The 11,127-nt window shown below is 65.8% G+C and carries 4 protein-coding genes; all 4 read right to left on the bottom strand.

Annotated elements, in window-relative coordinates; all coding sequences use genetic code 11:
* Positions 1-516 precede the first annotated feature (516 nt).
* The 4 genes from AC5Y4F_RS09360 to AC5Y4F_RS09375 all read right to left on the bottom strand — a co-directional run bounded on the left by AC5Y4F_RS09360 (position 517) and on the right by AC5Y4F_RS09375 (position 11,122).
* Complete coding sequence (locus AC5Y4F_RS09360) at positions 517-1,662, bottom strand: alpha/beta fold hydrolase (protein ID WP_156749952.1); 1,146 nt, start codon at positions 1,660-1,662, stop codon at positions 517-519.
* A gap of 858 nt (positions 1,663-2,520) precedes the next feature.
* Positions 2,521-5,325, bottom strand: a complete 2,805-nt coding sequence (locus AC5Y4F_RS09365) for a helix-turn-helix transcriptional regulator (RefSeq protein ID WP_499996182.1) — start codon at positions 5,323-5,325, stop codon at positions 2,521-2,523.
* A gap of 86 nt (positions 5,326-5,411) precedes the next feature.
* Positions 5,412-8,222, bottom strand: coding sequence for a helix-turn-helix transcriptional regulator (locus AC5Y4F_RS09370; protein WP_082947496.1), 2,811 nt, complete (start codon positions 8,220-8,222; stop codon positions 5,412-5,414).
* A gap of 92 nt (positions 8,223-8,314) precedes the next feature.
* Positions 8,315-11,122: a helix-turn-helix transcriptional regulator gene (locus AC5Y4F_RS09375; protein ID WP_499996188.1), complete on the bottom strand. Its 2,808-nt coding sequence runs from the start codon at positions 11,120-11,122 to the stop codon at positions 8,315-8,317.
* Between the last annotated feature and the right edge of the window lie 5 nt (positions 11,123-11,127).

Below are 11,127 nucleotides of genomic sequence, written 5' to 3' on the forward strand. Positions count from 1 at the left end.
ATGACACCGCAGCGCGCGCTGATCATGCGCGTCTCAACATGGAGTGAGTAGGCATCTCGAAGTAGAGACGCCGTGGGGGCGCCGGCGCGCGCCGCGGTGTCGTCTTGGGGGTCTCATGGTCGGTGGTTGACCAACACGTATCCGCCGACACCGAACACCACCGGCAGCATCATCAACATTCCCAACACCGTGCTCATCATCGTTTCCTCAATTCCTCTGTCTCGTCGCTGCTCTCGAAGCCGGTGATAGGACGGCGGCGATATCGTGGCGATCCAGAGCTCAATGACTACGTTGGCAGCCCGGCACCGCCGCCACCATCGACCAGCGGGTGATCTTTAGTGCGGGGTCGGTGTATACCTAACGACCCCGTTCTTGACGGACTGGTCAATACGAGCTGCGTGTGCGTTGCGCTGAAGACATAGTCGACTGAAGGGTCCGGTAAGGCGACTGCACAGGCACCCGCACAGACGTCGAAATCGATCAGCTGACGTAAGGCGGAGGTTCTGCCTGCCCGGGTCATGACGCTCGCTCATCAACTTCGACGGATGAAGCCTTGGATGCCGAATCGCAATGGTCGATGTGGTAGTCGCCGGCTGGCGGGTTTTCCGACCGCACGGACGCCAGAGCCGCGCCACCGGCGGCGATGGCGGAGCTGATGGCTTCGGTGACGACCTGGGGGATTTCGTGCAAAAGCGTGTGCCCCGCGGTGGGCCGGTGGATGAGGGTTGCGCCCGGGATACCGTCGGCGAGCTCGCGGGCGTGCCACATCGGGGTGAGCTTGTCCGCTCCTCCACTGATGATGGTCGTCTTGGCAACGATGAAGCCCAGCGTATGAGAGCAGTCGTAGTCTTTTAGACCGCGTAGGAAGCCGACCTTGGTCGTCGAGGGCGTGGTGTTGATAGTGGCCGCTGACTTAGCGACCAACGATTTCGGAGCGGCTTCACCGTATCCGCCACGCCTGGTTACCGCCGCGCACACCGGTCGGGAGAGGAATTGAACTATCCCATCGGTACCTGCGCGAGGCATGCGGTGGACGAGGTGGTAGAGCATGCTTGTCGCGGGGGTGTTCAGCAGCCGGCCGAGGCCGTGTGAGCCGAGATTTCCCGCGGCGGTCGCGATGAGAACAAGGCTCTCCGGCTCAACGGGACGGTTGCTCGTTGGCCGACGAAGATACGCCAAGGCCGTCATGCCGCCCATTGAGTGCCCTACCAGGGTGAGCGGGCCCGTAACCCCAAGCGCAACCAGCAGTTCGGCGAGGTCGTTGGCCAGTCGGTCGATCCGGTATGTGTGCATTGATGCATTGCCCGAGTCACCGTGACCGCGGTGGTCATAACTGATGATACGAACCTTGTTGCCCCAGCGACGGATCAGCTGCGCCATCTGAATATCCCAGGACTGTTTGTTCAAGCAAAAGCCGTGGAGAAGCACGACTGTATGAGCGGCGGTGTGAGATCCCCAGTCGCGAACCGACAGCGAGACGCCATCGCTGGTGGTAACTGTGCGATGGCAGGCCAGCGACTGGCGTGCGCCTGGCATTCGCCTGCGGCTGCTTCGCATGGGTGGCGTCTTTGGCGTCGTCACTTCGTTACCAGACATGGCGCGCTCTGGATATGCAGTGCTGCTTGCTGATTCGTCAATCAAGCTGATGTGAACGGCGGTCATGGGGACACCATCGCGTACCCAGCGACACCGAATGCCACTGGCAGTTTTGCCAGCATCCCATGCGCAGCATTCAACATCGTTCGCTCTTTCCTTTGTGTGCTCACCGCAACGGTGTGGCGTGATTACGCCATCGCTTTGGTGTGAGAACGTGATCAGTTGTCGTTTACTACGGTCGTCGCGCGGACAGCGCAAAACCATCGCCCGAGGATTGATGTTTAGGGCCGAAGGGGTCTAGTACTAGGCCGAAGCGCTGAACGCGGCCGTGACAACAACAGCATTCGCTCATGAGCGACGCGAGCCGTTGCCGATTCTGAATCATCAAACCGTCGCTCAGGTTTGAGCGTGATTGGTTGTGCTATCGCAACTGGATTCGGACATCGTCAGGCCATCGGGGTGGCCGACAACGTCTACCAAAGAGGGTCTGCGGTTATCTGCAGCCATGCCCTGAATTCCCATTGCTCATGTCGTCTTCGTGCCCGCCTGGCACTCAACCGCTGGATCGTGGCTGCAAGTTGACCACTGCGCGCGCGTCGTTCCTGTGTGCCGGCATCGATAACGCGGCGTGCGGAATCGGCAATCGGGCTGAGCCAGCTCGCGGTCACCGTGACACCATCGCGTACCCGGCCACCCGGAACGTCACCGCCAGCATTTCGCATGCTGCGTCCAGCATTGTTCGCTCTTCCCCTGGTGGGCTCACTGGCGGGGCGTACGGCTGCGCCTCGATCGTCGCTCGGTGAGCACTTGATCAGTTGTCGACTACTACGGTCATCGCGCGGACCGCGCAAAACCATCGCCCGAGGGTTGATGTTTAGGGCCGCATGGATGCAGTACTAGGCGGCCGCGTATTTGACGTGTCGGTCAATCAGCGCCGCGGACGAGCTGTGCCAACTGGGCACGCGAGGCAACGCCCAGTTTGGCAAATGCATTGTGGACGTGGGTCTTCACCGTATGGGGGGAGAGGTGCAGCTCGGTGGCGACGTCGCGGTTGGTCGCACCCTGTGCAATCAAGTTGACGACCTTGAGCTCGGAGTCGGTGAGGCTGTCCCAGCCCGTTTTGGCCCGTGGCTGGGTGACGATGCGACGTTCCACGCCTAATCGGCGCAGCGCGCGGCCCACTCGGCGGGCATCGGCGATCGCTTCGCATTCCACGAAAGCGTCGAATGCTTTATTGAGGCCCTCGATGGCCTTTGCGTCGCGTCCGGCGCGCGCTAGTTCGCCCGCGGCGTCCTCGGCGGCACCCGCGTGAAGAAGCGGACGCCACGTGCCCAACGCGTCGGCCGCTTCCAACAACGCATCGGCGTCACGCTCCAGGATTCCGCGAGCCTGGTGCGCGACCGCCGCGAACAACGCCACTCCTGGGCGCTCGCGTTCCAGCACCTCGATGCTCTGCAGGACCCGCGCGCGCAGTCCGGCGTCGCCGGCCGCGATGGCCGCCCGTGACATCAAGATGAGCTGATCGAACACGTTGGGAAACAGGGGTGTGATTACACGCACGTTCTGGCCCCCTAGCCAGCGCACCGCATCGTGAACGTCGCCGCGGTGCCACGCGGCAAGAGCGATCACGTAAGCCGCGCCGCAGGACAACAACGGAGAGGTGCTCGAACACAAACCGAGCGCCTCAGATACTAGGCCTTGCAATAACTTTCGATCACCTGTCCGCACGGCCACCTCAGCTAGAACGAGAATGCGCTCAATGTTGACCTCGGTACTGTTCGCCCATTCGCGCCGGGGCAAAGCCTCGATGGTGCGACGGGCATCGGCCAGACGGCCCTCCGCAGCATGAACCATCCCGCTCAGGTGGGTCCAGCCGGGAAGCGCCATCGCGTTACGTTCGCGATGCGCTTTTTCGGTACCCTCGGCAACCAGCGCGCGGGCTTGCTCCAAGCTGCCCACGCAAACAACCAGACCCGCGCGGCGCTTGGCCGCATACACGGCGCCGAAGGTGGCCTCGCCGTCGCGCGACAGCACTTCCACCTCGTCCATGCGCCGAAGCGCGCGCACTGCATATCCATCCTGATAGTCGATCAGGGCAAGCGCGGTGTCACTGACGATCCGGGCTTCCAAATCACCGGTCGCCGTTGCCGCGGCCGCGGCCAGGCTCACTACCGAGGCGTCCGACTGCAGGCCATTGACCACCTCGAAGTAGGCAACCCACGACTGGTGGCGTGCCCTGGTGATGTCGTTGATGCCGACCAACTGCAGCGCGCGACGGATTTCGGCAATGCGTTGCTCCGGGTCCTCGGTCCCAGCGGCCACCTGCAGCCGAATCTCGGCTTCGTCGTCTTGCGACAGCTGCGTTGCGAGCGCGCTGTCGGCAAGCCCTTGGGCTTCGTCATAACGGGTCGCCCGGTTGAGCCACTCCACCGTCTCGGCGACGAGGGGCCCATAGTCGGGGTCGTGGGCTGGCAGTAGTTCGAGCGCGCGCTTGCTCAAGTCCGCGGCCGCGCTCGCATCGCCGCGGCCAACCGATTGCGCGGCTTGGCGCAGCGCATCGATGGCTTCCCGGTCTCCCGCCTCAGCGCTGCGCGCCAATTGGGTGGCCACCTCGGCCGGGGCCGTACCCATCCCCAGCATGACCGACGCCGATTGGCGCTCCATCGCTCGCCGCAGCGACTGGGGCAACGACTGCCGGGTGGCCTCGCGCAACAGGTCATGCCGAAACCTCAGCTGCTCACCGTCTTCGACGAAAAGATTCGCGCGCACCGCCTCCTCGAGCGCCGACAGCAACGACGCGGGTGAGCGTTCCAGCATCGCGGCCAACAGCCCGGCCGAGAACCGGTCCGGCAACACGGCGGCCACCCGCACCACCTCTGAGGCCTCGCCGGACAGCAGGTCCAGCCGTTGCTGCATCGTTGCGCCCAGGCGCCGCGGCAGCTCGTCCCCGGTGACTTTCACACGGCCGCCAGAGAGAGTGAGCCGGCCCTCCTCGCCCAGCCCGCCGACCAGCTCGGTGACCAGAAACGGATTGCCGTGCGCCTTGGCGGCCAGATTCAACAGCGACACATCGGCTTTCGCCCGCACGGCGTCTTGGACCATGTCAATGACGGCGTCCGGTGTCATGGCCGCCAGCCGCACGAAGGTGGCGTTCGCGCGTTGCAGCACCGACAAGGTCTCCTGCATCGCAGGCCCGCCGGCCCCGGTGCGGGCGGTCAACACCCACAACACCGCCACATCCGCGCGCACGTTAGCAAGCGACCGCAAAGCCAACAGCGTGGCGTTGTCGGCCCAGTGGATGTCCTCCAGCACAATCGCCAGCGGGGTTTGCGCGGCCGCCGCATGAATAGCGTCGGCTAGATCGTGCACCACCCAATAGCGCAAATCGGCAGACGTGCCCAAGCTACGCAACGCCTCAGCATCACCGATAGGGGGATCCGCGCGCAGTGTCGCCATGAACAGCGAGAAGAATGGCACCGTCTGCTGGTATTCGAACGCCTCACCGAATAAGGTGCGCACCCCGCGCTTGTCGGCCAGCGCTAACACTTCGGTGAGCAAGCGGCTCTTGCCGATGCCCGGCGGCCCCTCGATGACCAGCACGCCCCCGCGCCCCTGAGCCACCTCGGTCACCAATGCGCCGATCAGTTTCAGCTCGCCTGCCCGGCCCCGAATCGGCGGCGCGACAAGGTGCGGGCCGCCGACATCAAATAGGCCAGTTGAAGGCCCCACCGGGTTTTTGTCTCCCGTCTACCGGACTGCATTGCAGTGCCCGCCATTGTAGGCCTGCCCGCCCACACCACCCGATCTGCTGTCGGTCAATCAGTGCCGCGCATGAACTGGGCCAATTGGGCGCGGGAAGTAATGCCTAGCTTGGCGAACGCGTTGTGGACGTGGGTTTTCACCGTGTGGGGGGAGAGGTGCAGTTCGGTGGCGACGTCGCGGTTGGTCGCGCCCTGTGCGATGAGGTTGATGACCGTGAGTTCGGAGTCGGTGAGGCTGTCCCAGCCCGTTTTCGCCCGCGGGTGGGTGACGATGCGACGTTCCACTCCTAGTCGGCGCAGCGCGCGGCCGACCCGGCGCGCATCGGCAATCGCTTCGTGGCTTGTGTAGGTGTCGAATGCGGCATTGAGGTGAGCAACCGCCGCATCGCCACGGCCGATGTGAGCGAGCTCAGCGCCGGCGTCCTCGGCCGCGCTTGCAAACAGAAGCGGGCGCGCCGACGAGTGAAGCAACTCCGCGGCGGCCACCAGCGCCTGGGCATCGTGTTCGAGGACCCCGCGGGCATAGCCGGCCAGCCCTGCCAACAGCGGCACCGCAGGCCGCTCACGCTCCAGCACCTCGGTGGCCTGCAAGACCCGTGCGCGCAAGCCGGCATCACCGGCGGCCAGAGCAACTCGCGCACCCAAGATCAGCCGAACGAATGCATGGGGGAAAAGTGGTGTCCCCAATAGGGTGACCTCGCCGAGCCAGCGCATCGCGTCATGAACGTCGTCGTGCTGCCACGCCGCCAGTGCGAGCACATACGCCGCTCCTCGACGCACCGCGGCTGAGCCGGCGGCGTAAGCATCGCGCGCGTCGTTGACCATGTGCTGCAGCAAGTTTCGATCGTCGGTGTGCACTGCCACCTCAGCCAGAGTCACCATCCGCAGTATGTCGGGCTCGGTCGCACCCGTCGGCTGTGGTGGCGGCAATGACTCCGTGGCGTCGCGAGCGGCCGATAGCCGGCCCGCAGCGAGGTGGACAATCCCACTGAAGACGGCCCAGATAAAAAGGGCCATCGCGTTGCCTTCCCGCTGGGCTTGCCCGATGCCGCGGGCGACCCGTGCCGTCGCGTCGTCCAACCGACCGACCACCGCCAGCAGGTTCGCGTAATGCATTGCGGCATAGGCAAAAGCTAAGGCCGCGTCGTTCGTGGACGTGGGCGGGGAAAGCTCTTCGAGGCGGCTTACGGCGCGGCCTGTGTACCCCTCACCTGCGTCGAGCACAGCGACGGTGACATCGGCCATGATCGTGGCCTCGAGATCACCGGTGGCTGCGGCGGCCGCGGCAGCCTGGTCGGCTGTCGTGCGCCGTTGCCCACCTTGGTCCTGCAACGCCACGTTGTAGGCCAACCACGCGAGATGCCGTGCCCGGGTGACCTCGCTGATGTCGCTCAACTCGAGCGCGCGCCGATTCTCCTCCACGCGCCGCTGGGTGTTGTGCTTGGTGTGAGCCGGGAGCCGGAGGCGAATCTCGGCCTGTTCTTCGGGCGAAGCCGCCTGCGAGAGGGCCACGACGGCCAATTCTTCGGCATCGTCGTAGCGGCCGGCCCGGTTGAGCCACTCCACCGTGTCGGCGACGAGGAAACCGTAGTCGGGGTCGTCGGCGGGCAATAGCTCCAACGCGCGCATGCTCAAGTCGGCGGCCGAACTGGCGTCGTTGTGGCCAACCGATTCCGCGGCTTGGCGCAGTGCCCCGATCGCCTCGCCGTCTCCTGGCTCGGCACTACGCGCCAGCTGGGCAGCCACTTCGGCCGGCACCGCCCCCATCCCGAGCATGACCGACGCCGATTGGCGCTCCATCGCTCGCCGCAGCGACTGCGGCAGAGACTGCCGGGTGGCCTCGCGCAATAGATCGTGCCGAAACCTCAACCGCTCACCGTCTTCGACGAAAATATCTGCGCGCACCGCCTCCTCGAGCGCCGACAGCAACGAGACGGGCTGGCGGTCCAGCATCGCGGCCAGCAAGCCGGCCGAAAACCGGTCCGGCAAAACTCCGGCTACCCGCACCACCTCCGAAGCATCCTCGGAGAGCAGGTCCAGCCGCTGGTGCATCGTTGCGCCCAAACGCCGCGGCAGCCCCTCTCCGGTCACCTTCGCACGGCCGCCGGAAAGAGTGAGCCGGCCCTCCTCGCCGAGACCACCGACCAGCTCGCTGACCAGAAACGGATTGCCGTGCGCCTTGGCGGCCAGATTCAATAGCGACACGTCGGCTTTCGCCCGCACCGTGTCGCAGACCATGTCGGCGACAGCGTTCGGCGCGATTGCCGGCAATCGCACGAATGTGGCCTTCGCGCGCTGCAGCACCGACAAGGTCTCCTGCACCGCTGGCCCGCCGGCCCCGGTGCGGGCGGTCAACACCCACAACACCGCCACATCCGCGCGCACGTTGGCAAGCGACCGCAAAGCCAACAGCGTCCCGCTGTCGGCCCAGTGAATGTCCTCCAATACGATCGCCAGCGGGGTCTGCGCGGCCGCCGCATGAATCGCGTCGGCCAGATCGTGCACCACCCAGTAGCGCAAATCGGCCGAGCCGGCCAGTCCGCGCAACGCCTCGGCGTCTCCCACCGGGGGATCAGCGTTCAGCGTCGCCATGAACAGCGAATAGAACGGCACCATCTGCTGGTATTCGAACGCCTCACCGAATAAGGTGCGCACCCCGCACTTGTCGGCCAGCGCTAATACTTCGGTGAGCAAGCGGCTCTTTCCGATGCCCGGCGGCCCCTCGATGACCAGCACGCCCCCGCGCCCTTGGGCCACCGCGCTCACCAGCGCGCCGATCAGTTTCAGCTCGTCTGACCGCCCCCGAATCGGCGGAGTGACCAGCCGCCGACCGCCGACGTCAAAAATGCCGGTTGGAGGCCCCACCGGGTGTCCTATCTACCTACCGTTCACCGGATTGTCGCTGCAGTGCATGTCATTGTAGGCATGCCGCCGTCAGCTATCCGATTTGCTGTCGGTCAATCAGTGCCGTGGATGAGCTGCGCCAATTGAACCCGAGACGCGATGCCCAGCTTGGCGAAAGCATTGTGCACGTGTGTCTTAACGGTATGGGGGGAAAGGTGGAGCCGTTGCGCGACGTCACGGTTGGTCGCGCCCTGGGCAATCAGGTTGACCACCTTGAGCTCGGACTCGGTCAGGCTGTCCCAGCCCGTTTTTGCCCGCGGGCGCGTGACGATGCGACGTTCCACTCCTAGTCGGCGCAGCGCGCGGCCGACCCGGCGCGCATCGGCAATCGCCTCGCGCTCGATGTAGGTGTCAAATGCCGCGTTCAGCTGGTCAAGCGCCTCAGCAGTGCGCTGCGCACGAGCCAACTGGCCGCCGGCATCCTCGGCAGCGCTTGCGTAAAGAAGCGGCCGCCCCGACGAGCGAAGCAACTCCGCCGCCGACACCAAGGCCTCGACGTCACGTTCGACTATCCCGCGGGCGTATCGGGCGACTCCCGAGAACAGCGGCAGCGGTGGCCGCTCACGCTCCAGCGCCTCGGTGGCCTGCAGGACGCGCGCGCGCAGGCCGGCATCGCCGGCGGCCGAGGTAACCCGCGCACTCAGGATCACCAGATCGAAGACCTCAGGTGTGAGAGGTGTCCCCAGAAGGGTGATGCCGCCGAGCCAGCGCATCGCGTCATGGACGTCGTCGCGCTGCCACGCCGCCAATGCGAGCACCTGCGCCGCCGCCCGACGTACCACAGAGGCGCCGGTTGGGTAGGCGGCACGTGCGTCATTGGCCACCTGCTGCAGCAGGTTTCGATCATCGGTATGGACCGCCACTTCGGCCAGCAGCGCCAGGCGAATCATGTCCAGGTCGGTCGCGCCTGTCCTCGGCGAGCGTGGCAGGGATTCCACCTCGGCACGAGCTGCGGACAACCGGCCCGCTGCGAGATGGACCCACGCATCGATGTCAGCCCAAATGCCAAGGGCCATCGCGTTACCTTCCCGGCGAGCTTGCTCTGTTCCATTGGCGATCTGGGCCGCAGCGTCGTCCAACCGACCGATCACTGCCAGCACGTTGGCGTGGTGCGCTGCGAGCAAGTCATGGGCTGGCGTCGGATCACTCGCGCCGGCCAGCGCGCAAGCCTGCTCGAGGCGGCGCAGGGCCCGGCCCGCATACCCGTCCGCACAGTCCAGACAAGCAAGCGTGACATCTGCCACGATTTTCGACTCGAGATCGTCGGTTGCTGCCGCAGCTGCGGCGGCCTCGTCGGCCGCCCCACGTTGTTGCCCAGGTTGGTCGTACAACAGGTTGTAAGCCAACAGGGCCAGATGGCGCGCCCGGGTGACCTCGCTGATGTCGCTCAACTCGAGCGCGCGCCGATTCTCTTCCACACGCCGCTGGGCGCTGTACATGTTGATTGTCGGGAGCCGGAGGCGAATCTCCGCCTCCTCCTCGGGCGAGGCCGCCCGTGCGAGCGCCGCCACGGCCAATTCTTCGGCCTCCTCGTAGCGGCTGGCCCGGTTGAGCCACTCCACAGTTTCGGCAACCAGCGAGCCGTGCTCAGCGTCATCAGTGGGTAACAGCTCCAGCGCGCACTTGCACAAGTCCGCCGCCGCACTCGCATCGCCGCGACCCGCGAACTGAGCGGCCTGCCGCAGCGCGCCGATAGCCTCCTTGTCCCCGGGCTCCGCGCTGCGTGCCAGCTGGGTAGCCACCTCGGCCGGGGCCGCCCCCATCCCCAGCATTGCCGACGCCGATTGGCGCTCCATCGCCCGGCGCAGCGACTGCGGCAACGACTGCCGGGTGGCCTCACGCAATAGATCGTGACGAAACCTCAGCCGCTCACCATCTTCGACGAAAAGGTCGGCACGCACCGCCTCCTCGAGCGCGGACAGCAACGATGCCGGCGAACGCTCCAGCATCGTGGCGAGCAAGCCGGCCGAAAACCGGTCCGGCAGCACTGCGGCCACCCGCACCACCTGTGCCGCTTCACTGGACAGCAGGTCCAGCCGCTGGTCCATCGTTGCGCCCAGACGCCGCGGGAGCCCGTCTCCGGTCGCCCCGGCACGGCCGCCATCGACAGTGAGCCGACCCTCCTCGCCCAGCCCGCTGACAACCTCGGTGACCAGAAACGGATTACCGTGGGCCTTGGCGGCCAGATTCAGCAGCGACGCATCGGCTTTCGCCCGCACCGCGTCACAGACCATATCGGCGACAGCGTCCGACGTCATGGCCGCCAACCGCACAAATGTGGCGTTCGTGCGGTGCAGCACCGACAACGTCTCCTGCACCGCCGGGCCGCCGGCCCCGGTGCGGGCGGTCAACACCCACAACACCGGCGCATCCGGACGCACTCCGGCCAGCGACCGCAGCGCCAACAGCGTGCCATTATCGGCCCAATGGATGTCCTCCAACACAATCACCAGCGGAGTCTGTGCGGCCGCCGCATGAATCGCGTCGGCCAGATCGCGCACCACCCAGTAGCGCAGATCCGCCGTGCCGCCCAGCCGGCGCAGCGCCTCGGCGTCTCCCACCGGGGGATCGGCGTGCAGGGTGGCCATGAACAGTGAGAAGAATGGAACCGTCTGCTGATACTCGAACGCCTCGCCGAATAGTGACCGGACACCGGCCTTTTCGGCGAGCCCCAGAACCTCGGTGAGCAAGCGGCTCTTTCCGATGCCCGGCGGCCCCTCGATGACCAGCACGCCCCCGCGCCCTTGGGCCACCCCGGTCACCAGCGCGCCGATCAGTTTCAGCTCGTCTGACCGCCCCCGAATCGGCGGAGTGACCAGCCGCCGACCGCCGACGTCAAAAATGCCGGTTGGAGGCCCCACGGGGT

This window comes from Mycobacterium sp. NGS56, assembly GCF_059812425.1.

Bases quoted from the DNA above. Each gene is read 5' to 3' on its own strand.
- AC5Y4F_RS09360 (WP_156749952.1), bottom strand. From the start codon at position 1,662: ATGACCGCCGTTCACATCAGCTTGATTGACGAATCAGCAAGCAGCACT.